Origin of the sequence: Vibrio sonorensis, from assembly GCF_001854765.1 — a bacterium.
Taxonomy (GTDB): Bacteria; Pseudomonadota; Gammaproteobacteria; order Enterobacterales; family Vibrionaceae; genus Vibrio; species Vibrio sonorensis.
The window spans coordinates 142,124-165,044 of sequence record NZ_LJJE01000036.1 but is presented as its reverse complement, the minus strand read 5'-3'; the positions used below and the strand labels follow the sequence as shown (position 1 = coordinate 165,044).

Below are 22,921 nucleotides of genomic sequence, written 5' to 3'. Positions count from 1 at the left end.
TATTGTCAGCTTATGCAGGAGTTAACCAGCAAGGGAAAGTCCTTTGATAAACGATACAAAGCAGGGATACGAAACCCGTATAGAAAAGCAAACATGCAAATGAGCAGTAAATAAAAGCGTTACCTTGTTCCCATAAGATCAACATTAACGTTCAGACTAAGAAATCTTCCTACTGATTTATAACTCTGTCTCATTCACATTAATAAACTAGGCACTAAGATCGAGATAAAAAGAATAGAAAGGACAAAAAAGTCCTCAATTAAGTGCGTTCATTTCTAGATTGGCCAATTTTAGGCCAAAGTGTGTCTCCTTGTATGTTTGTGCAAAACTCTGCTTTTGGGGGTGAGGGTATTTGCGATGGCTAGCGGTTTTTTTTCTGTAAAGTGCAAATTTTTGAAACGATTTCGATCATTTTTCAAAGTAAAAGAAGCGTTCGTTAAGAGATGCTTGTCTAGCTATACCCTAATGTTTCCTTACTCTTTATTGCCAACTATTGGCTTAATCGCAGTCATTTTTATCAGTGATTGGTCTTTACTACTACTCTCAATGCAAGATACCGACAAGTGGACCGATAGCCACATAACCCTAACCAGTTATACCTACCCCAAGAACTTTTTAGTTGCCGCTACACCATACGCATGTATGAGTTTGTACCTATCTTTGATTGAAATACCAATAGAACAAAGAGTGACTTACTACCACAACTCCATCAACGTTGTTGAAAGAGAAAGATGTGTTATATCGACCCTTTTTTATACAGAGAGACATGACAACATCCTCATCTACCATAACCTAATAAACAAGCTAGAAATACGCTCAACGACCGTTGGTCTACCCCCAAAATTACTCATAAAAACAGAAGAAAATTCACCACTAATTTATTAAATAACGTCGTCAATCACGAATAAAACAAACCTCCAACCCACTCCAAAAGACACAATTAGTTACATTTTGCAATAATTGTTACACCGCTCACACTGTTAGTTTTATCACCATATGCAGTTGTTTTTATTATTAAAATTATTTTTTTAGTTTTAACGTATGTTTACATTCACTTCTAAATGTAACTAAGTATGATACAAAGCCTTCCAATGTAAGCTTGCGCTTACATTGGAATTACAAATCACTACTCCAAAATAAATACGCGTTACATAGATTAAAAAGCGAACATCTTATTATGTTAAGAACATTTTGGAGTATTTATGTCTACACATGTGGTTGAACACGAGCAAGAGAGCGATAACTCTCCACTCGCGATTCTAAAACGGGGGCTAGCTAAGCTCTCTACCGTCGGCCGTTCTTTAATGCTGCCGATTTCAATCTTGCCAGCTGCAGGTCTACTGCTTGCCTTTGGTGATAAATTTGGTATCCCACTTATGGTTGGTGCCGGTGATGTACTGTTTGCCAACCTACCTATCCTATTTGCAGTTGGTGCTGCTGTAGGTCTAGCGAAAGAATCTGGTATTGCCGCACTGGCAGCACTAGTTGCAATGCTAGTTATGAACATGACCATCGGTGTTTCTGCTGGCATTACTTTTGAAATGGCAACAAGCGACCCTCGCTACGCATTGGTACTTGGTATTCCAAGCTTACAGATGAGCGTATTCGGTGGTTTAATCGCTGGTATTCTTGCCGCCAACATGTACAACCGATTCCACGACATTCAGCTACCTGAATTCTTGGGCTTCTTTGCTGGTAAACGCTTTGTTCCAATTGCGACTGCGTTTGGTGCGTTTATTCTTGGTTTGATCCTTCCTTACTTCTGGGCTTATGTACAAGATGGTATCGATGGCCTATCTGGTGTTGTGAACGGCGATAACCAAGCTCTGTCTACATTTATTTTCGGCTTTACTGAGCGTGCTCTGATCCCATTCGGTCTACACCACATCTGGTACCCATCTTTCTGGTACACATTTGGTGAGTACACCACTGAAGCTGGTCAAGTTATCAATGGCGACCAAACCATTTGGTTCAAAATGCTAGCAGAAGGTATTAAAGACTTTGATTCTGAAACCTACCAAGGTGCTGGTAAGTTTATGCAAGGCGAATTCCCACTAATGCTATTTGCTTTGCCAGCAGCATGTCTTGCAATGTACCAAGAAGCGAAAACGAAAAACCGTAAAATCGCGGCAGGTATCTTGTTCTCAGCAGCACTGACTTGTTTCCTAACAGGTATTACAGAGCCGGTAGAATTTACCTTTATCTTTGTATCACCACTGCTATACCTATTTAACGCGGTAAGCGCTGGTTTGGGTTACATGTTCATGTACCTACTCGATGCGCACTTAGCTAAGTCATTCTCTGCTGGATTTATCGACTACCTAACTCTAGGTATTCTGCCTGCGATGAACGGTTTCGAAACCAACTTCTTTGCAGCGATTCTAGTTGGTGTACCAATGGCAGTGCTTTACTACACTGTATTCCGCTTCACTATTCGCAAGTTCAACCTAATGACTCCTGGACGTGCGGACGATGAGAAACAAGAAATCGACCTATCTGATGACCAACTAACTAAGCTAACTCTAGACTTTGTCGGTGGCCGTGAGAACTTAACGTCGGTAACGTCTTGTATCACTCGTCTTCGTCTAGAAGTGAAAGACCCAACTAAAGTGAACTCAAAAGGACTGGAAGATATCGGTGCTATGGGTGTGATTAAAGTGGGTTCTAACGGTGTTCAAGTTATCTTTGGTGCGAAAGCTCAGTTCATCGCAGATAAGATCAACGCCGGATTCTAACCTTCTATTCGGTCTAAATAATCAAACACACAACCCCCTATAGTGTGTTAAGCCTCGCAGCTCCTGCGAGGCTTTTTCTTTCCTTACGCAAATGAAGGTGGGGTAAAGGCAGTTAAAGTCATTTCACTGTCCTTATATTTTTCAATTTTGACAAGGGCTGAGTTTCCTGCACAACCATTAGCCAAGCGAGATGTGGGTATATCTCCTGTCAGAACATTTACCGAACCGTTTTTACACAAGCCGGTTTCTTTGTCTAAATCAGGCCACGCACCTTCGTGAACACATATAGAGCCTTCTTTTATTCCGTCCGTGACCAAGGCTCCAGCAAGTATTTGCCCTCTGCTGTTAAACACTCGCACCAGATCGCCACTTTTAATTTCATATCTCTTGGCATCTTGAGTATTTATAGTCACTGGCTCTCGCCCTGCAATTGAATATTCTTCTCTTAACTTGGCGTAGTTAAACTGGCTATGCAAGCGGTCTGCTGGATGAGAACAGAGTAGTTGAAGCTCGTCTTCTTTTGCGTTGATAAGGTATTCGTCCGGCTCTAACCAAGTAGGGTGAGGAGGACAATCCTTCAAAGACATTTTTTCGATAGTTTTTGAATAAATTTCAATTTTCCCACTCGGTGTGCCAAGTGGATTCACAGCAGGATCTTCTCTAAATGAACGGTAGCGAACATAGCTGTTTGCTTTTTTGCTCTCCTTCATTTCGAGTATTTGATTATCTTTCCAAAATTGCCCAAAGTTGGGCATTCTTACACGAGACGCACGCCCACTCTTTTGCGCAGACTGATAAAAACCTTTTAACCAATCCATTTCGCTTTTTCCTTCGGTGAACACTTTTCGACCTCCGGGTTTTAACATTTCTGCTAAATCAGCAAATACGTCAAAATCGTTGCGAGCTTCCGCTTGAGGTTCCACAACCTTTTTCATCGGCACAATGTACTGGTTACTGTAATCACCGGCCATTGTCATATCATTTCGTTCAAAAGAAGTCGTGATAGGCAAAACAATGTCAGCGTGTTTCGCTGCGGCTGTCCAATATGGTTCGGAAATCACGATGAGTTCCGGCTTTTTCCAAGCGTTAATAAGACGATTTGTATCCTGATGATGGGTAAAATTCCCTCCACCCGCCCACCAAATCATTTTGATATCTGGAAAAGTTAAGGTGTGCCCGTTGTGCTGGTAGGATTTTTTAGGGTTCTCTAGAGCTTCGACAATTCGGGCTACGGGTAAACTATTAATCGCACCAGTGTCAGCCCAATCATTCCCCGCCGAAGAACCACCCCCTATAGACATCGAAATAGCGGGAAGAATTCCAGCATCTCTTGTCGGGTTGCCTCCACTTGCATAGTGGTAAGAGAGTCCAAATCCACCACCGGGTAGACCAATCTGTCCAAGCATTGCGGCCAATGTTGCAAGCATCCAATGCCTTTGTTCACCATATTGCTGCCTTTGAATACTCCAGCCAGACATCAACATGGTGCGATTCTGGCTAAAAATATCCGCTAACTTATCGATTTGTTTCTCAGAGATACCTGTTATTCGAGAGGCCCACTTTTGATCCTTAGGCTTACCGTCTGTTTTTCCAAGCAAATAGCTTTCAAACTTATCGTACCCCGTCGTGTATTTATCCAAAAATGCTTTATTGTGCTTGTCACGGCTGACTAACGAATAAGCAATCCCCAGCATAAGAGCCACGTCTGTTTGGGGATTGATCGGTAGCCATAGAGCAGCATCACCAAAAAAATCTATTGTTTCTGAACGCATTGGGTCAATAGCAATGATCGTTTTTCCTGACTTTTTAAGTTGATGAAAAAACTCGGGGCCAGCACAATCTGAGGACAACCATGAAATTTTGAGGGTATTCATGGGGTTCATCGCCCATAACACGATGACCTCACTGCTCTCCATTATGATTGGATAGGCCGTCTGTTGCTCGTAAACCTCAATCGACCCCATTACGTGCGGCATAATAACTTGAGAAGCTCCGGTCGAGTAATCTCCTAAATGTCCGGAATACCCCCCAGCCATACTCATATACCGATACAGCAATGTTTGCGCCTTGTGTAATACACCACTCGAACGCCATCCATACGAACCGGCAAAGACAGATTCAGCCCCGTACTCTGATCTTATTCTCATATGCTGTTGATGAATAAGATCATACGCTTTCTCCCAACTTACGCGTACAAACTCATCTTTTCCCCTTTCACTTTTGGGCTGCTTTGGGTTCTCCAAAAAGCCCTTTCGAACCATGGGATACTTTACCCGAGCTTTGGTGTAAACCTGATCTGGCCCAGTCTCTTGGAGGCTGTTTCTTATTGTTTGAGCAACTGCGTTTTTTGTTGCTACTAATTTGCCGTTTTTCACCTCACATAATAGTGGCCCCATTCTTCCCGCAGACAAAATACCAGTGCTTTTCTCGTCGTTCGCGAGTGCATTAAGTGGGGTAAAGCTAGTAAATGCGACTGCTCCTGCGACTTGCCCACTTCCTTTGATGAACTCTCGTCTAGTTGTCTTTATCATATTGATACCTTTAACTTTGTTAATCGTGAACCACGTCTTTGGCGTGGTATTGAAAGTAGAGGGTCAATATTTCGAGGTTCTGAGAAGAAATATCTGTTCTTTCCCCCATACTTTTTGCAATCGGAACCCAAGCATTGGCAGCAAAGTGATGACCGGGAATAATGGCGTGGCAAGTACCGCAATAGACCTTGTCTAATTCATCGGCATAGGCCCAAATTGGGTTTTGACTTTCTAAGACAGGGGCTTCAATCTCTGTTGTTAACGAGGCAGGCCGCCATTCGTTACCATACTCATCTGCTACATAATTTCCCTTGTTCAATATGGCTTGACCATTTTGTGTTAAGGTTGCCAATAAGATCCGTTGCCCAGATTCTTTATAGAGAAGTTGTTCAGCACCTTTCAGCTGGTAGCCCGATACCTCGACCAACCGCTTGCCCCCTTGATAAGCAATTACTTTTAGTTGAGCTGCGGGTCGTAGTTCCCCGACACCTTCAATGAGGATCGCTTCAGCCGGATAAACATTCTCTGCGTCTTCAGGTGTCGTATGGGCCTGCTCTAATAGATGTTCTCGTGCTGCATTGTCTAGTTCTGGCTGAGGGGAAAAATGAGCGACACCTTTGTGACAATCAATGCAGGTCAAAGATTGCTCTATCGCATACTCGTGCATCTTGACGGACTCTTCACGCTGCTCAAATGTATCCATCGCAGAGAACTCATGGCAACTTCTGCAAGTAGCGGAATCGTTTTCTCTCATGGTGCTCCACACCATTTCAGCCATTTCTACGCGATGTTTCTCATACGCTCCTCGTCGGGAAGCTTGTTGGTAACAAACTCGTGGTATAGATCTTTGGATGCGCGAACTTTTGTAATTAGATAACCAATGGCATCTTGAGGAATATGACAATCTGAGCATTCAGCGCGAATGCCTTTCGAATTGCTGAAATGGACCGAACCTTGGTACTCCTCATAAGGAATTGTCATCGAATGACAGCTCAAACAAAATTCTGTTGTAGAAGTCCGTTTGAGGCCATACATAGCGCCTAAGGTAATAACAACCCCAACCAAAACTAGCAAAAGAACTAAAAAGACTTTTTTCACACGCTTTCCCCAAAGAGTACTGGTTTCTAAAGCACGCTACTCTCAGTGGAAGATCGTTTTTGACTCAGATCATTGTCACTAAATTCAAAGAGTTAAATATAGGCTAGGTATGAAGCTAGTTAATTACCGCCTACTATTTTATATACGAAAAGTATGAAAACTTATGTAAAACATCACATACAGCTAGGCTAAAATTTTAGGGAAATTGAAGGGAAATGTTGGGATAGTGAACCTATCCCAAGCAGTGTTGATAAAATTAATGCTCACTCAGCACCGTGTCGTCGGTAAACTCTTCGCCAAACACTTCTTTTACTACCGCCTGACCTACGATAACTGAGCCTTCTTGAACAATGAGCGTTGGCGACCCATAAAGCTCCCACCCGTGATTGAGCAATTTTGAAACACGCATACAAAACTGCGCGTCATCTGGGCCAGTAATCATTCGATATAACTTCATCCTTGTGATCCTTTTTTGCGCTCTAACTATGAGCTTACTGCACAAGAGTAAAAAGCGACAGCCAACCACACCCGCGAACGAGGTGACATCAGTTCATTAAGCCTGACAGATTCCTTTTGTTACTCAAATTTTCCAAGTGCAGTTTAAGCCTATAAATGGCAAGTAGCGAGTGCAGCTAACTCATTAATAAAGCGAGATAACATAAGGTAAAACGCCATGTTTGGCGGTTGTAATTTCTTTGTAAGAGTATACTTACAAAAAAAAGGCGACGGCGCGCTGCAAATTACAAACCCATCAATTGAGTTCCTTGACACGGCTATGCATCATATAAAACAGGTGAATAGTAGTAAGGTGATGGCGATGGAAAATAAGCTCATTTTGGTGGTAGACGACAATGTTGAATTGCGTGAAGCATTAACCGATTACCTAGGGAAAGCTGGGTTTGATGTGTTGGGCGCTGAAAATGGTGAAGCCATGTGGCGGATCTTGAGTGACAATAAACCAGATCTAATCATCCTAGATATTATGATGCCAGGAGATGATGGTTTTACCTTGTGCCAGAAGCTGAGGCGAGACTCTGACATACCCATCATTATGCTTACTGCTGTAACCGAAGAAGCCGACCGCGTCGCGGGCCTAGAGATGGGTGCCGACGATTACATTACCAAGTCATTCAGTCCCCGAGAACTGCTCGCGAGAATCAAAACGATCCTACGCCGAAGCCAACATTCAGGTGCCAAACGCATGGCTCGTCGCGCACTATTTGCTAACTGGCAGCTCGATACAGTCACCAGACAACTGACACACCTTCCAACCCAAACGGTCAAACAACTCAGTGGTGCCGACCTGTCGCTTTTGGGACTGTTTTTATCCAATGCAGAATCGATCTTGTCGCGCGATGACATTGCGCGTGAAATATGGGGCCGAGACGCGGACCCATTTGAGCGAGGCATAGATGTGCAAATCAGTCGCTTGCGTCACCACTTAGAAGATAAAGATCGCTCACTCATACTCACGGTGCGCAACAAAGGTTACATGTTGGCAGCCGGAGTCGATTATGAGGGCTAGGTTTTGGTCAAACTCTTTGGCCATGCGCACCAGTGTGTTCCTATTAGTAGTGATCATAATGGCGCAGTTAATCGCAGGGATGATCTGGTATCAACACGCCAGCGACCGCGATAGAGAGGGTTTATCAACCACGGTGAAAAGTCTTGCGATGAGCGCATCATCGACCATCGCATTCTTCCAGACCCTACCTTCAGAGTATCGCCACTTAGTTTTGGATCAGCTGCGCAATATGGGGGGCACCCGTTTTTTCGTGTCCCTTAACAACCACGAAATTCCCGTTGATGCCTTGCCGCAAAGTGACCGAAAGACTCTGGTTATCAACGAAGTTTACAAAGTATTAGAAAATGAACTCAACGATTCTCCAAACATTAAAGTAGAGTTCACTTCGCGCAACAACTTAAAAGTATTTAACAACGAGCTTCCCATTGATGAGCTTCCCGTACTTTGGGCGCATTACACGCTATCGTATGGTGACTTGAACCCACCAATCTTGGTCATGCAAGTTGAAGTCGCCCCATCTGAGTGGTTCTACTTAGCTGCAGTACTTCCTGCTCCTTATGTAAACCTTGAAACCAGTTATTTCCACGTACGTGAAACCTTCACACTGCTGTTGTCTGCATTTGTGCTCTTGGTGTGTACCTGGTTTGTCGTCAGAAGAGAAATTCACCCTATTCGACAACTGGCGAAAGCGGCGACCTTAATGTCGAGCCGACTAAAAGTTCCAGAAGTAAAAGAAGAAGGCAGTGCAGAACTCAGAGCAGCGGTTCGCGCATTTAACAAGATGAACCGCCGCATCGACAGCCATATTAAAGATCGCGAAATGCTGTTTGGCGCGATTTCTCACGATTTAAAAACTCCAATAGCGTGCCTTAAACTAAGAGCAGAAATGCTCGATGACGACGTTGAACGAGAGCGATTCTCTCGCTTGGCCAACGAACTCGACTTAATGGTTAAAGGTGCCCTGCAATGTATAAAAGAAACCGATATCCACGAAGAGATTGAAAGCATAGATTTCAATCAGCTTATTGAGCATATCAGTAGCTCCCTGTGTCCGAGAGGGGAGCGTATAACGATTTCCGGCAAAATTCACAACCAGTTCGCAGGCAAGCCCCTTGCTGTTAAGCGCTGTATTCAAAACTTGGTCGATAATGCCCTCAAATATGGAACGAATGCAGATATCACTCTGGATGAAAACCATGAAGAGATGCAAATTACCATTGCCGACCACGGTACAGGCTTAGATCAGGCGCTTCTAGACCGATTGTGTGAGCCGTATTTTAGAGCGAGTCAAGATCAGGAGGGCAATGGCCTGGGACTCACTATTTCACAAAGCATTGCCAAAGCCCATGGTGGCAAATTAGAACTAAGCCTGACAAGGCGTGGTGGCCTTTGCGCCACTTTGTATTTCCCGAGAGATTAGTTATGAGAGCAGCCCTTTTTAAATTAAAACGCAGTGTATTACTGCCAGCCGCATTAAGCGGCTTGTTAACCGCACCTTTCGCCGGTGCGGCTGACGTCGAGTTCTTGCATTGGTGGACTTCCGAAGGAGAGAAAAAAGCTCTAGAAGTACTGGTAGAGCAGTTAGAAAATAGCAACTTGGATTTAACACCAGTCCCCGTGCTTGGTGGCGGTGGCGATAGTGCCATGACCGTACTGCAAGCCAGAGCACTGGCAGGCAACACCCCCAGCTTTGCCCAAATAGAGGGACCGAGTATTAAAGCGTGGGATGCTATTGGTATTCTTTACCCGCTGAATGAAGTTGCCCAAGAAAACAACTGGAACGAAGTCTTGTACCCCCTTTCGCAAGAGATAAACACGACCCAAAACGGTTATGTCGCTCTGCCGCTCACTTTACACAGACTCAACTGGTTATGGATTAACAACAAATTACTTAAACAGCTCGATCTAGAGCCGCCGCAAACATGGCAAGATATGTTCAATGCCATTGAGAAAGCCCGCGATGCCAACCTTATCCCATTGGCCATCGGAGAAGAGCCGTGGCAAATCGCTCAGCTGTTCGAAAGTTTAGTCATTGCCACTGGTGGAGTAGAGTTCTACAAAAGAACATTAGTTGAACTAGACCCGAGATATATCGATTCTGATACCATGCGCTTTGCCCTTTCACAATTGCGCCGCTTGTTTTCACTTCGCGTCGACGGACTTGAAGATGACAAATGGGACACCGCAGCAAAAGCCTTGGCAGAAGACAGAGCACTGTTCCAAATCGGAGGAGATTGGGTTTTGGGCGACTTGTTGGCTCGCGGAATCAAAGTTCCAGAGCACGTTGGCTGTCAGAATGCGCCACAGTCTCATAATACCTTCCTCTACAACATGGATAGCCTGATCTTTATGGTCAGCAAAGAGTTTTCAGAGCGTGAGGCTAACCAATTAGCCCAAGTACTGGCGGCTAAGGACTTCCAAGAGCGCTTTAACCAAGTGAAGGGCTCTATTCCCGTGCGCATGGATATCGACCTAAGTAACTTTAACCCCTGTCAGGTGAAGTCTTATGAGGACTTTGTATATGCGCAAAAACACAACCTAGGCGTTCCAAGTCTGACAAACTCGATGGCAGTCAATCCCGTGGCCAAAAAAGCGATCAATTCAGAAATCTTCCGCTTTTATCGCAACAACTCTATTTCAGAAGATCAGATGATAAAACGCTTTATATCGATTGCCACCAGCAATTAACCATTTTCACTAACAATACCTTTAGATCAAAGCCGCTTCGAATCCTGTCCGAAGCGGCTTTACTTTTTAAATTACTGAGGTGCTATAACACCAATCATCGGTGTACTCTCCTGCCCTATTTGCAAAGCCTGAGCATCGAGAATAAATTGGTAAAACCCCTGCTGATCTACCTCTAAATAGCAGTTTCCTTCACTGCCTAAGTTGACCGATTCTTCGAGGAAACGAGCACCTCCATCACAACCTACATTGGGATAATTCCACGCTTGCTCGGCGAATTTAAAAAAGTACTCCCCGACGTCTAACATCATGGACGTGGAGTAACGACCATTTCCCAAATAGGTCATGATCCAGTCCTCATCAGCACTCCAAGGGGCTTTATTCATCGTCCCCATCACATATATCTGAGTGTCCCCATAAGGGGGAATCTGTGAAAAATCTTTCACCGACGAATCGACAGGAAGGCCAATCCCCTGTGTCTCACCTTGAGGTCTTACAAACACGGCCGTTGTAAGGGCGGGAACGGTAAAGCTTCCGCTATCAAAAGCACTGCTACGGGTAATGTCATCGGTTGAGTTTTGAAGCACGGAATGAAGCTCGAAACCTTCTGCACTTGTCACATTTAAAGTCTGAGTGACTGCTGACGCGTTGATTAGTACAAAAATGGCATCATTGTTTGGATCCAGATCTTCTGATGTGCCAATTCCGTCATCTATAGACATGGCAATCAAGCCAGTAACCTGATTGACGCCTGTATTGTGAAAATCAACCCGCTCTATGACTTGCTCGGCACTAGACAAACGAAACAGCTCGCTTGAGCTTCGTATGGTCAGAAAGTCCATAACTTGCTGTTTGGTTCTCTCTATATCGGCAACACTGGGGTCTAATGTGTTATCAGCAAGCAACTGCTGGATCAAGGGCCAATTAGTACCGTCTTTGTCTTCTCTTGGTAACCCAACGTTCCAGTTGTTATCTGAACCATCAAAAAATACTCGATTGAACCAATCACCAGAATCATAAGAATCTCTTTGCATCGATTTCGAGCGCAATAGTTCAGAGCCCATATGGATGAAAGGGATGCCCTGTCCCAGTATCACTGTTGATAGAGAAACAGATTGCATTCTCGCTCTTTGCGAAGCGCTAACACCCGTTGCTACCTTATAGGCGTTGTTGTCCCACAACGTCTGATTATCGTGTTTAGAAACGTAAGAAATGTTTTCGCTTGGCGCACTCGTATAACCTGCTGGCGCACCGTTATAATCGATATCGCGTCCAAGTTTTGGCATACCAAGATGATCTACCAAGACATAACTTGCCAAGTTACCCGCCATACCCAAGCGGACAAGATCTTGGTTGTGCAACCGCTGTTCAATTGATGATTGGTCTAGCTTAGTTTCTTCATTGGCGAAAGCAGCATTGCCAAACCCTTGATTAAATCGAAGTGGATGCAATCCCTGTGAATCGACGCCGCCATCAAAAGGGCTTCCTCCGCGAACCGCATCTCTTAATCGATCAGAGAAAGTGCCTATTCCAGTTCCCGCCATATTAGTCTGACTTGCTTGTTCAAATCTGGCATTGCCTGAAACTTCACCAAAATCCCATCCTTCCCCGTAAAAAAGGGTTTCAGGATCTATGCTTCGAATTTCCTCTAAAGCTTGGCTCATCAGTGATTTCGGCTGATGAGCCATTAAATCAAACCTAAAGCCATCAACTTTATAAGCGTCTACCCATACTTTGAGCGAGTCTATCATTAGCTTGCCCATCATTAGATTTTCCGTTGCTGTGTTTTCACAGCAAGTAGATGTTTCCACTTCACCACTTTTGACGTTTAACCTGTGGTAATAGCCGGGAACGACTTTATCTAAAACTGATTTGACACTGGTTCCAGAGGCATTGGTATGGTTATAGACCACATCAACAACAAGTCTCAAGCCCATATCATGGACAGCCTTTACCATTTTTCTAAACTCTAGGATCCGAACTTTACCCATAGGATCTGTCGAATAACTCCCTTCTGGCACTGAGTAATGATACGGGTCATACCCCCAGTTAAAGCTATCCAAAGTGCGAATGTCGTTCATGAGAGCTTGCGCTTCAGGTAAAGTGGGTTCAAAACCCATCAAAACATCCCGTAGACTTGTATCTTTCAACTCCTCTGAACATTGTTCATCTTGGCTAGAAAGCTGGCACAACCGCTCAAACGTATCAGTAATATCTACTCTTTGTTCTCTGTCCTCGTCAATTGTCGCGATATCGAACACTGGCAGTAAGTGTAACGTCGTTAATCCCGCTTCTTTTAAAGCGCTAAGGTGCTTCATTGACTCTCGTTCGGACTCAAGCAAAGCGACGTACTTACCATTGAGCTCATTGGTTCCCAATGTGTCTTCCCCAGTGAGGTCTCTAAGATGCGCTTCGTATAATATATGGTCGATATCTTTTGCCAATGCAGGTCGGTTATCTAAATGGCTGTCCCAATTTTCAGGTTTTAGATCTGGACTGTTTAAGTCGACCACCTGAGAGTAGAGCGAATTTTGAGATAGGCTCAGTGAATATGGGTCGGTAGATAAAAGCGTTTCAATATTTCCAGTGCTGGGGTGATACACCGTCACTTCATAGCGATAATATTGATCAACCAACCCATCTAGCCACTCAGACGACCAAATTCCAGACTGCGCGTTTTCAACTAGATCGATTTCTCTTGTACTCTCAAACGACGAATCGTAAACAATGAGTCGTACATTCTGAGCCGTCGGAGCCCATAGGGAGAATTGCGTCTGACTGCCTTCCACCAACGCCCCTAATGGTTGATTCACAGCGTTCCCCGTGTTTTCGTCAGCGTAAACCGCATCCAAAACTCCAGACTTTTGAACTTCAGACGCCAACAAAAGCTGACCGGAAGCATCGTGTGCAGCGATGATAATTTGCGACTTTAATATTTGTGCAATCTCGTCCGTTTCCACCACCAGCACATCCCAGTCCGCCAGATGTGGGAAACGCATCTTTAACTCAGCCGACAGCTCAGCGCCTTCAGATAGTTCAATCTCTTTCCCGTTTTCAATACCTAACGCCCCGTCTAGTGATAGGTTCGCCTCAAGGCTATAAAATAGCGTGACATCTGAAGTTAAGCTGTTCTTTTGCCACACGATTGTATTGGCATCTAGCCAGTGGAACTGTTGTCCGGTGATCCCTAAGGGACTTTCAGAAATCGGAGCGTAATAAAGCTCACTATTGCCGTGAAATGTAAACAGGCTATTTGAGTCACTTAACTTATCCAACTCTATTTTTTGATTACTCGAACCCAGCGCTTTTTCATCACCTTTGTGGATAATGAGATTGATACAACGATGGGGGTCTGGCGAATCGAGATCGCGCTTAATAATATAATACGCTCCATGTGTTTCGTGGATTCCACTCAACTCATACGGCTGACTCCAGTCCGTCCCTGCATCACTGATTTCCATGCTTTCTAGGTCGGTACTGGTACAACCTTCTCCATTCCACAGGTGAAGCCCCCAGCCTTGGTAATTATTGTCTTCTCTTTTGTAATAGAGAACTACCTCATCTTCACCAGCCTGATAAAGGGTGTTGGCGCCTTCATTTTCATCACTCAAAGCTTGAGAACCGGAGCTAGTAGGATGGCCTTCACTCGACTGTTGTTGCTGTTGGCCGAAAGATTGGTAAAGATATCTTGGGGTTTGCCCTTTTCACCCCAACATCCTGCGAGTAAAGTCGACGTAAAACTTAACATCAACACCTTCTTAACACTGTCAATTTTCATCAATAGTCACTCCCTTCAAGTTAACTTTGAGAAAGTGTATTTATTGGAAAATGCACAATGTGTGACCTTGTTAGCTGAGTTTTTTTATCCGAATGTAATTAGTTACAACTTTGATATGCCTTCACTGAAATCCGTTCATATTCATGGATTCTGGAACAAGAAGATCTGTAGTGCTTAACAATGAATAACGAGAAGACTGTTGAGACGGTTGCGCTCTCTCACATTAATTGATTTACGCCCAATTCCGCTAAGAACATTATTTAGTTAAAAAATTAAACCCTAATGATTAATCAGTACTTTAAGGAAAAACACAGACCCACAACTTGCCAAAAAAATAGAAACTGACTTAATAACCTAAGCTAGCAGCGTAAACATGCTTCACTTGTTGCAAATATTCAGTCAGAAACAAGATCTTGCATTAAGCTTAAACCAATGGTGTTTTGCAAAGGGACAAAAATTTCCATGAGGCTTTGGATTCTTGCTTTTTCTCTACTCATCTCTGCATGTTCCGGGGGCAAAGCTCCCATTAAGATTGGTCTTGTTTTGCCTTTAACAGGTACTTTCGCCGTCTATGGACAACAAGCCTTGCGAGGCGCCGAATTAGCCGTCGATCAAATCAACGCAGAGGGGGGTATTCTTGGTCACGACATTCAACTTATCGTTCGGGACAATAGCACCGACCCGGGGAAAACGGTAAAACACAGCCGCGATCTGATAATACAAGAAGAAGTGTTCGCCCTTATGGGGCCAGTCTCCAGTTCCTCCCGATATGCAATGAGTGAAGTGTCGGAAGAGTTTAGTGTGCCCATGTTTTACGGCATTGATTACGAGGGAAGACACTTCAGCCCCTATCTCATTTGCTATAGCACCATTCCAGAACACTACATCGAACCTGTCATACCTTACCTTAAAGAAAATAGCGGGGAAAAGTTTTACGTATTCGGATACGACTATATATGGCCTCATCGAATGTCTGAACGTCTCTTACAATCGGTTGAATCTGTAGGTGGTGAGGTCATAGGCGTTGAGTTTACTGCCTTTGGCGTCGAGAGCTATAACGATGTGTTATCGCGAATCAATCAATCCGGTGCAGATAACCTCATGTTAATTTTGCCCGGAGGAGACGGCTTTAATTTTCTTAGCCAAATGGCCAACTACAAGTTTGATAAACCAGTGAAAGTAGTCGCGTTCGCCGCTGATGAAACCTATTTGTCCAACTTAAGCAAAGCCACTTTAGAGGGCGTAATGACGGCACTGCACTTTTTTAGCAGCGTTGACTCACAAGTGGGCCAGCAGTTTGTCGAAGATTATCGTACCCTGCACGGAAATGAGGTTGTCGTCACCTACTCATCTAAAGCCCATTACGACTTAATTAAGTTGGTTAAAGTCGCCATCGAAAAAGCGGGAGTTGTCGATCGGGAACAAATGCTCAACGCAATGAAAAACTTGAGTCTCTATGACGGAGAGTCTGAGGTCACACTCCGTGAGGATCACCATTTTAACTTGCCCATGTACCTGGCGAAATTTGAAAATGGAGAACTCAATGTCATAGAGAAATTTGGCATTATCAAACCGCGAGATCAAAGAAACTTTGGCAATGAGTAAACTCAGTTTAAAAATCATACTCACGTTTTTACCTTTAGCCATCTGCATAATTTTCTTTGGTGCAGCGTACTACAACGCGCGCTCAACCTTGATAATGGAGCATGCGGAGCAATCGGCAAAACTCGCGGTTGCTCAAGGGACAAGAGACATAGCCCACTATATTGAAAGACGTTTCACTGAGTTCGACCAACTCAGTTTGCAAATGAGCCTATGCCAAGACGAAGCCCGAGATAGCGGCCAACAGCTCATGGAGGCTTTGGCGTATACGTCGGGATTTTCGATGTTAATGTTAAATGACCTCAGCGGTCATATTTTGTCTGCAAGGTTGTCAGCCAACAAAAGCAACTCATATGTTTTACGGCGCAATGTCTCGGGAGTCTCCATACTCAATGACCAAGCAAGGGCGATGTTGACGTTTGGCTATCACGATTGGTTGCAGATAAAACCAGAACTGGCTCTGCAAGAAAAGACCGCAAGAGAGCAGTTGTACCAACTGAAAGCCAGAGGAGAGTATAACTCCATTGCTAGCCGCCGCTTGCAAAGTAAACTGATCGAACTGCGCAAAGCGCAAAGTTTACCCAAAGCGGTAGTCAGCCTTTTATCCGAAGAGACGGTTGCAAGGCTGGGGTTAATCTTTGAAGGTGAGACGCACTTACTCAGTCGCCCTTACCTCAACTGCAAAGACGAACTGATCGGTTACTACACGGCGATTATCGATAAAACTCAATTTGAAAATCGTCTCAACAGCATCAAGAAAAGTATGCTAGAAGGCAGTATTCAGCACATTGATTTAGGCCTGATTCGCAACCGAGATAGAAAGCTGTTAACCACAACTCATTACCTAAGCCAGCGCAAACTATCGAAGTTGGAGTCAACGATACGGATACACCAATACATCGCACCGATATTGGTGGAATATTAATGAATCGACATGTACCGATAGACTTTTCGCAACATTCGGTGGTGCTACGAGAAATAGATATTCAACCCAGCAGCTTCGGAATTAGCTTGTTTGCCTACATTGATGAGCAAGATCTCGCGCAACAGCGAATCGCGTTGATACGTGAAGTCGCCTTTTATGTCACCGTGACAATAGTGCTATTTTTTGTTTTAGCTTTTTACCTTTCCAATCATATCGCCGCTCCTATACAACTGCTAAGGCAAAGAATTAAGGCGATGGAACAAGGCCAGCTCACCTCTCCCCCCTCGATTCGAAGATACGATGAGATCGGTAGCCTGTACAATGCGTTCAATAAGATGACGGGAACGTTAAAAAACAAAGAAGCGCAGTTACTCAAGCTTGCCAATCACGATGAGCTAACTGGTATTCTCAATCGACGAGCCTTGTTAGAACAAGCTCGACAGCTGCGATACTCCGACTCAATGACGGCGGTCTGCGTGATGGACCTAGACCACTTCAAAAGCATCAATGACAAATTTGGTCATGCGGTGGGAGATGAAGCTCTACTGAGGTTTTGCCAACTGGTAACAAAAGAGCTGGGACCGGGGCACGTCTTCGGCAGGTTAGGAGGTGAAGAATTCGCTCTATTACTACCGGATATGGATGTCAGCTTGGCAACCAAATTTACCGAAAGAATACGCATGCTAACCGAACAGTCACTTTACTTGAGCCTACCAGCTAACGCCGGACGTTTAGTGACAGTCAGCATTGGCATTACAATCTGGACGCACGGCGACATCAACAAAGCACTTGCGGCTGCCGACCACTGTTTGTATCAAGCGAAACACATGGGTAGAAATAAAGTTGTGGCTTGTTAACACATTGCTAAATCGGCGTTTTTTTGTTAATAGTTAATCCATCACTTTAGGATGAAGTGATAAACATGGTAGTAAAGTCACTGGCAAGGAGACGCCACTATGACGACTTATAAAGCGCAATACGACAAAATTTCAACCGAATGGAATACCATTAGACAAACACTATCTGCTCCAGAACTGCGCCTGTTTGCCGAGTTTCAACGCAGAATAGAACCACAATCCCACCTACTTGATCTAGGCTGTGGCAGTGGCTGCCCTGTTGCTACCATGCTGACCGACAAAGGGTTTGAAATTACTGGCGTTGACCGCTCCCACAACCTATTAGAAATCGCTCGAACAAACATGCCCAACCAACACTGGGTAAAAGCTGAGCTAGAAGAGTATCGCCCAACTCAACCTTATACCGGAATCATCCTGTGGGACTGCTTGCTCCACTTACCCATTCACGCACAATCCAAACTCATTAGTAAGGTGGCAAATTATCTTCTGCCTAATGGTGTGTTAATCCTCTCTAGTGGAGGAAGCGAATATCAAACACCAGCATTTCACAGCACTATGTTTAACGTCGATTTTTATTGCGATTCCATGAGCGTACCCCAGCTTATTGCCGTGTGTAGAGAGTCGGGGTTAGAACTGATTAAAAAGGGAACGTTAAACCAAGGCGACGGTACAAGAAACCCAGGGAGAATGGGATTTGTAATGCAAAAAAGAAAGCAAACCTGACTAAGCAAAATGGGGGGGAGCAGAGTCAGGTTTGTACTAAAAAGTAAAAATAACTACAAAATAACAAATGGTAAATCTGACGATTACTTCTCCAAGGAGAGACCAATACCGTCTAGCTTTGCTTTGAACTCTTCAACGTTACTCGCCTGATACGTAGGGCTGCCGTTAAAGTAACGCGGTTTCTCTGGAAGCATCGCTTCTTTAAGAGCGAGTTCCTGTTCAGCGTCGTCGAGATAAACGGTAACTCGGTTGGGAATATCTTGCTTTAGATGTGCCATCAGACTCTCCTCGTCGGTTGTGAAATTGCCATTAAGATTAGGTTAAAAATTCGTCACATCAAAGTCCATTTTTGTTTACTTTTCCACCAGCCCGAAAGCTCGCTAAAGCACGTAAATAGTGTCTTGTAACAGGTTTTGAACAAGTTATACACCTGTCATTCAATTATCCAAACTGTGACCTAATTGGGAGTTCTTAACAAAATTAACGAACAGATTATCAATTATGTGGTGAAGCAATATCACACAATTGTGAAACTTGGTTAAACCTGCCAAAACGATGGAGAGATTTCTGGCACCGGAAGCGAAGCTGTCCGGCTTAGAAATACCCTAGGCCCCTTTCTTACGTGAAAACCCTGTGTGATGGCAGTATCGAGATAAGACTCAAATCTTCGGTCAAAACTAAACTCAATCATGATCAACTGTCCACCAGGTTTAAGTGCGGCACGGAGATCTGCCAGAGCTTTTCCGAGTTCTTCCACTTCGTGCATCACATAAAAAGCGATTACAAGGTCGTAACTTCCTAATTCCTCTTGAGAAACCACGCCTTTCCCAGCGTGATATTGAATAAAGTTAAGATTGGGTGCAGAAACTTTACGCTTAGTTATCTCAAGCATCTCTCTTTGGCAATCGACGGCGGAGACTTTCCCCGTCGGGCCGACAAGTTTCAATAAGTCTTCTGTAGCAAAGCCACTGCCGCACCCAAAGTCCATGACCTTCATACCCTCCTTAATATACGGTTGGAAAATATTGTATGGATTTTGTAGCCAACGTCTCCATCGCGTATCTAACCCTTGTGCATGTTTGACATCCATAGGTTTAACTGGGTGTGATAGTGACATAACTTCTCCTCATTATTGTTTAGCTGCTAAACCATTAATTCTAAAAAAACACGTCAAAGCCGTGTTTATTTTTCTAGATGGTCGATAAGACTTTCAACTTGATCGATCACTTGATTCAAGTCCGTTAAAAAAGGAACAAGTCCTTCGCCAAAGTGTTGCTGAAACTGTTGATTCATACTGTCGTGGAACGCTTCGTGATGTTCGAACGCCACTTTCCCTTTTTCAGTAAGCGCCAACAACCACTCTTTCTTCGAATGTGGACTTGGCAAGCGTTCCAACATCCCTTTCTTGACCAATTTGCTGATCATCTGACTCGCGGCACCTTTAGTGACATTTTGTAGATGTGCGAGACTCATGGTGGTTAAGTCACGGTGCTTTCCAATCACTTCGATAGTGTGGATCTCCGCTCGATGTAGCAAGACATCTGTACCAAAATTCTGCGGTTTTTGATCAATGGCATGAACTCGGTTCACCATTGCAAAAAACCGATCTACGGATTTATCTACTTGAGTTTTGGTATCCAAGGTCTTCACTGCACGTCATTGTTTAGCTACTAAACAAAATAGCTATCTTTGTTCACCTCGTCAACACAAATTTGGAGATTTCCCACCTTCATCAGTCCTACGCCTTTTGTTAAGCCTCTAAGGGGGATGGCAAACAACGTATTCTTCACTAGACTTGTCGATAACCAACCTAACAAAAAACATCATGACCAAAATTTCAATATATCAAGTGCTTACTAGACTATTTGGTAACGTCAATAAAACCAACCGACCTTGGGGAAATATTGAAATCAATGGTGTAGGAAAGTTTTCAGATTTTACAGATACGGCCCTTTTTGAAATCAAAAAAATGGGGTTCAGCCACATCTGGTACACGGGTGTACACCACCACGCTTGCTTGACAGACTACTCTTGCTACGGCATAGCCCTGACCACCCCGAAATCGTTAAAGGTCTTGCTGGCTCCCCCTATGCCATTCGCGATTACTATTCCGTAAATCCAGATTTAGCAGACGACGTAGAACAGAGAAACCAAGAGTTTGATGCCCTGATACAGCGTAGTCATAAAGCCGGACTAAAAGTGATCATTGATATAGTGCCTAACCACGTCGCTAGACAATATCGCGGACTAAACAACCCCACTGGCATATCCGATTTTGGTGAACAGGACGATACAACAACGTCATTTGCAGTGAACAATAACTTTTACTACATTCTGGGCAAATATTTCCAAGCACCCGTGGAGCACTTATCTCATCAAGCCTTATCTTCTAGAGTTTTCGTTGAATACCCAGCAAAGTGGACAGGTAGTGGCACTTGCTCACCAAACCCTAATAACAGCGATTGGTACGAAACAGCCAAGCTTAACTTTGGTATCGATGCCAACGGCAAAAAACACTTTCCTACCCTTCCACAAGAACTCAGAGACAAAGATTGGAAAGAACATTGGGATTATTGGCGAGACAAAACCGTTCCCGATACTTGGATAAAATTTAAAGATATCGCTCTTTTTTGGTTAGGCAAAGGTGTCGACGGCTTTCGCTTTGATATGGCTGAAATGGTACCAGTTGAATTTTGGAGCTATCTAAACAGTTCGATTAAGCAATCTAACTCCACGGCAATAACGATTGCAGAGATATACCAGCACCACCTATATCGGGATTACATTCAATTGGGGTTAATGGATTATCTGTACGATAAAGTGGATCTCTACGACACGTTAAAACGCGTGATGCAAGACAAGTGTTCAGTGTCTGAAATCGGCCGCATAGAATGGGAATTAAGAGATATCGACAAACACCTAGTGCGCTTTCTAGAAAACCACGATGAGCAGCGCATTGCCCATCAGGCGTTTGCCGGTGATGCAGACCTAGCCAAACCCGCAATGTTAGTCGCCACTTGTCTGTCTCCTTCCGCTTCGTTGGTTTATTTTGGTCAAGAAGTCGGCGAAGCCGCTGATCTAGAGGCTGGCTACGGGAAGGCTTCAAGAACCTCAATTTTTGATTATATCGGAGTATCTCAACATCAGAAGTGGGTAAACAACAAACAATTTGACGGCGGTGGATTAAATGATAGTGAGCACGCACTTAGAGAGTTTTACTCACGCCTGATTCGCCTTTCAGCTAACACCCCCGCATTAATTGGTGAGTACCACGATCTATACGCTGAAAACTACCTCAACCTTCGCGATATGCAGGATTATATTTTCCCTTTTGCTCGCTCTACAAATGGTCAGAAGTTAATTTTGCTGGCGAACTTCCACGCCACAAAAGCAGCACAAATTACCTTAACTCTTCCAAAAGGACTGGTTGAGTATTGGCAGCTTGATAAAGAGAAATATCTGCTCGATGACCTACTTTCAAACTGTCAGTTTACTTTGCTAAACCGCGCTAAAACATCTGTCGAGCTCCTGCTTCCCCCTCTGGCAAGTCTCTGTCTTGAACTGACAAACCACCAAGGATAGGAACATTGAAAAGCCTGCAAATGCAGGCCTTTTACTCCACTATCGATTGTTCACCGCTTTTATAAACACTTGTTGTACGCCTTCTATGTTTAGCGCTTTTGCCTCGTCTAACAAGCTAAGGGCTTTATTGAGTTGGTCATTTTGTACAGCAGACTCTATCGCGGCATAATAATAACTTCGAGTCTCTGGTTGGGGCTCTTTTATCTGAACATCATACTCTGACTTTTCATTCGATGCATGGCCCAACCCAATATTGAAAACGCTAACCCTATCAATAGAGACCTCAATTTTGCCGGAGTTTCCATTTGGAATCGAAATATCCTCTACTTCTGGCAGATAGTTTCCGCGTCCCTCTGCCTCTAACCTCGCAGGATGGATGACATCTGTAAAACCACCCAACTTGTTTTTATCTGCATATACAATCAGGTACACCTCTTCTAAATTGGTGGGAGGAAAAAAGTCTGTTTCCATTACGAGACGGTTACCTAAATGAAATCTGGGTTTTACATAGGTAAACTGATCAGAATCATAGCTTTCAATAACCTGACCAGAAGCGTCGAAAATAGTGACTTTCGGAACAAACGCAAAGTCCTCAATAAAGCTAGTTACTTTAACGGAGAACTCCCCGCGATTTGCTGGCAATTTGAATACACCGACTGGACTATGGATGTTGTTAGAAGCTAAAACCTGATTTGTTGGTGTTATTTCCATTGTCGCCGAACTAGGCAACTTCATTGGTACAGCCTTCAAATCAGATATAGATGTTATTTTCTGATTTTCTGCGACTTGTATATGTTCAACAACACTGCTGGTTTGACAGCCAAACAACGCTAAACATCCACAAACAAGCAGTATTCTTCGTAGAAGCATACTTCAATCC

At 44.0% G+C, this 22,921-nt stretch carries 17 protein-coding genes and 2 pseudogenes; 10 read left to right on the top strand and 9 right to left on the bottom strand.

Features of this window, described 5'->3' with window-relative positions:
- Positions 1-393 precede the first annotated feature (393 nt).
- Complete coding sequence (locus tag BLO31_RS07470; RefSeq protein WP_139158958.1) at positions 394-885, top strand: hypothetical protein; 492 nt, start codon at positions 394-396, stop codon at positions 883-885.
- Positions 886-1,202: 317 nt separating this feature from the next.
- Complete coding sequence (locus BLO31_RS07465; protein ID WP_070964052.1) at positions 1,203-2,735, top strand: PTS transporter subunit EIIC; 1,533 nt, start codon at positions 1,203-1,205, stop codon at positions 2,733-2,735.
- A gap of 83 nt (positions 2,736-2,818) precedes the next feature.
- Here BLO31_RS07465 and BLO31_RS07460 read toward each other — a convergent pair whose 3' ends face one another.
- The 3 genes and pseudogenes from BLO31_RS07460 to BLO31_RS07450 all read right to left on the bottom strand — a co-directional run bounded on the left by BLO31_RS07460 (position 2,819) and on the right by BLO31_RS07450 (position 6,821).
- A complete protein-coding gene (locus tag BLO31_RS07460; protein WP_070964050.1) occupies positions 2,819-5,266 on the bottom strand; it encodes a molybdopterin guanine dinucleotide-containing S/N-oxide reductase in 2,448 nt (815 codons plus the stop codon).
- A gap of 19 nt (positions 5,267-5,285) precedes the next feature.
- Positions 5,286-6,364: pseudogene (locus BLO31_RS07455) on the bottom strand (NapC/NirT family cytochrome c).
- 256 nt (positions 6,365-6,620) lie between these two features.
- Positions 6,621-6,821, bottom strand: a complete 201-nt coding sequence (locus tag BLO31_RS07450; RefSeq protein ID WP_070964048.1) for a DUF1737 domain-containing protein — start codon at positions 6,819-6,821, stop codon at positions 6,621-6,623.
- Positions 6,822-7,181: 360 nt separating this feature from the next.
- On the opposite strand from BLO31_RS07450, the gene BLO31_RS07445 reads away from it, so the two are divergent.
- The 3 genes from BLO31_RS07445 to BLO31_RS07435 are packed head-to-tail and all read left to right on the top strand — an operon-like array spanning position 7,182 to position 10,577.
- Positions 7,182-7,889 (top strand): response regulator transcription factor, encoded by a 708-nt coding sequence (locus BLO31_RS07445; RefSeq protein WP_070964479.1) that lies wholly within the window; start codon positions 7,182-7,184, stop codon positions 7,887-7,889.
- Entirely contained in the window at positions 7,879-9,309 is a 1,431-nt protein-coding gene (locus tag BLO31_RS07440) for an ATP-binding protein (protein WP_070964046.1), read from the top strand. The genes BLO31_RS07445 and BLO31_RS07440 overlap by 11 nt, the downstream gene beginning before the upstream one ends.
- 2 nt (positions 9,310-9,311) lie before the next feature.
- Complete coding sequence (locus BLO31_RS07435) at positions 9,312-10,577, top strand: ABC transporter substrate-binding protein (RefSeq protein ID WP_070964044.1); 1,266 nt, start codon at positions 9,312-9,314, stop codon at positions 10,575-10,577.
- Positions 10,578-10,648: 71 nt separating this feature from the next.
- On the opposite strand, the gene pulA is transcribed toward BLO31_RS07435, so the two are convergent.
- On the bottom strand, positions 10,649-14,185 hold the full coding sequence (gene pulA / locus BLO31_RS07430; protein ID WP_139158957.1) for a pullulanase-type alpha-1,6-glucosidase: 3,537 nt from the start codon (positions 14,183-14,185) through the stop codon (positions 10,649-10,651).
- The gene (locus BLO31_RS23745; RefSeq protein ID WP_175443182.1) at positions 14,182-14,352 is read right to left on the bottom strand and encodes a hypothetical protein; all 171 of its coding nucleotides are present in this window, start codon (positions 14,350-14,352) and stop codon (positions 14,182-14,184) included. Before BLO31_RS23745 ends, pulA begins: the two co-directional genes overlap by 4 nt.
- Before the next feature lie 462 nt (positions 14,353-14,814).
- On the opposite strand from BLO31_RS23745, the gene BLO31_RS07425 reads away from it, so the two are divergent.
- From BLO31_RS07425 to BLO31_RS07415, 4 genes are all read left to right on the top strand, one after another.
- Complete coding sequence (locus BLO31_RS07425; protein ID WP_245688418.1) at positions 14,815-15,957, top strand: substrate-binding protein; 1,143 nt, start codon at positions 14,815-14,817, stop codon at positions 15,955-15,957.
- Positions 15,950-16,879, top strand: coding sequence for a hypothetical protein (locus tag BLO31_RS23025; protein WP_084659644.1), 930 nt, complete (start codon positions 15,950-15,952; stop codon positions 16,877-16,879). Before BLO31_RS07425 ends, BLO31_RS23025 begins: the two co-directional genes overlap by 8 nt.
- Positions 16,879-17,736, top strand: a complete 858-nt coding sequence (locus BLO31_RS23020) for a GGDEF domain-containing protein (RefSeq protein ID WP_084659642.1) — start codon at positions 16,879-16,881, stop codon at positions 17,734-17,736. Before BLO31_RS23025 ends, BLO31_RS23020 begins: the two co-directional genes overlap by 1 nt.
- Before the next feature lie 99 nt (positions 17,737-17,835).
- A complete protein-coding gene (locus tag BLO31_RS07415; protein WP_070964040.1) occupies positions 17,836-18,459 on the top strand; it encodes a class I SAM-dependent methyltransferase in 624 nt (207 codons plus the stop codon).
- A gap of 83 nt (positions 18,460-18,542) precedes the next feature.
- Here the strand turns inward: BLO31_RS07415 and BLO31_RS07410 are convergent, their stop codons facing one another.
- From BLO31_RS07410 to BLO31_RS07400, 3 genes are all read right to left on the bottom strand, one after another.
- Positions 18,543-18,737, bottom strand: a complete 195-nt coding sequence (locus tag BLO31_RS07410; protein ID WP_070964038.1) for a hypothetical protein — start codon at positions 18,735-18,737, stop codon at positions 18,543-18,545.
- A 260-nt stretch (positions 18,738-18,997) separates the two neighbouring features.
- A complete protein-coding gene (locus tag BLO31_RS07405) occupies positions 18,998-19,576 on the bottom strand; it encodes a class I SAM-dependent methyltransferase (RefSeq protein WP_070964035.1) in 579 nt (192 codons plus the stop codon).
- Positions 19,577-19,641: 65 nt separating this feature from the next.
- The gene (locus BLO31_RS07400; RefSeq protein ID WP_139158956.1) at positions 19,642-20,100 is read right to left on the bottom strand and encodes a MarR family winged helix-turn-helix transcriptional regulator; all 459 of its coding nucleotides are present in this window, start codon (positions 20,098-20,100) and stop codon (positions 19,642-19,644) included.
- Between the two features lie 184 nt (positions 20,101-20,284).
- On the opposite strand from BLO31_RS07400, the pseudogene BLO31_RS07395 reads away from it, so the two are divergent.
- Positions 20,285-22,041, top strand: a pseudogene (locus tag BLO31_RS07395) (alpha-amylase family protein).
- 39 nt (positions 22,042-22,080) lie between these two features.
- On the opposite strand, the gene BLO31_RS07390 reads toward BLO31_RS07395, so the two are convergent.
- Positions 22,081-22,911 carry a MalM family protein gene (locus BLO31_RS07390; RefSeq protein ID WP_070964031.1) on the bottom strand — a complete coding sequence of 277 codons (831 nt, stop codon included), beginning with the start codon at positions 22,909-22,911 and terminating at the stop codon, positions 22,081-22,083.
- Positions 22,912-22,921 lie beyond the last annotated feature (10 nt).

Excerpts from the sequence above, each read along its gene's own strand:
- BLO31_RS07465 (WP_070964052.1), top strand. The coding sequence starts at position 1,203 with ATGTCTACACATGTGGTTGAACACGAGCAAGAGAGCGATAACTCTCCA.
- BLO31_RS07460 (WP_070964050.1), bottom strand. The coding sequence starts at position 5,266 with ATGATAAAGACAACTAGACGAGAGTTCATCAAAGGAAGTGGGCAAGTC.
- BLO31_RS07450 (WP_070964048.1), bottom strand. The coding sequence starts at position 6,821 with ATGAAGTTATATCGAATGATTACTGGCCCAGATGACGCGCAGTTTTGT.
- BLO31_RS07445 (WP_070964479.1), top strand. The coding sequence starts at position 7,182 with ATGGAAAATAAGCTCATTTTGGTGGTAGACGACAATGTTGAATTGCGT.
- BLO31_RS07440 (WP_070964046.1), top strand. The coding sequence starts at position 7,879 with ATGAGGGCTAGGTTTTGGTCAAACTCTTTGGCCATGCGCACCAGTGTG.
- BLO31_RS07435 (WP_070964044.1), top strand. The coding sequence starts at position 9,312 with ATGAGAGCAGCCCTTTTTAAATTAAAACGCAGTGTATTACTGCCAGCC.
- BLO31_RS23745 (WP_175443182.1), bottom strand. The coding sequence starts at position 14,352 with ATGAAAATTGACAGTGTTAAGAAGGTGTTGATGTTAAGTTTTACGTCG.
- BLO31_RS07425 (WP_245688418.1), top strand. The coding sequence starts at position 14,815 with ATGAGGCTTTGGATTCTTGCTTTTTCTCTACTCATCTCTGCATGTTCC.
- BLO31_RS23025 (WP_084659644.1), top strand. The coding sequence starts at position 15,950 with ATGAGTAAACTCAGTTTAAAAATCATACTCACGTTTTTACCTTTAGCC.
- BLO31_RS23020 (WP_084659642.1), top strand. The coding sequence starts at position 16,879 with ATGAATCGACATGTACCGATAGACTTTTCGCAACATTCGGTGGTGCTA.
- BLO31_RS07415 (WP_070964040.1), top strand. The coding sequence starts at position 17,836 with ATGACGACTTATAAAGCGCAATACGACAAAATTTCAACCGAATGGAAT.
- BLO31_RS07410 (WP_070964038.1), bottom strand. The coding sequence starts at position 18,737 with ATGGCACATCTAAAGCAAGATATTCCCAACCGAGTTACCGTTTATCTC.
- BLO31_RS07405 (WP_070964035.1), bottom strand. The coding sequence starts at position 19,576 with ATGTCACTATCACACCCAGTTAAACCTATGGATGTCAAACATGCACAA.
- BLO31_RS07390 (WP_070964031.1), bottom strand. The coding sequence starts at position 22,911 with ATGCTTCTACGAAGAATACTGCTTGTTTGTGGATGTTTAGCGTTGTTT.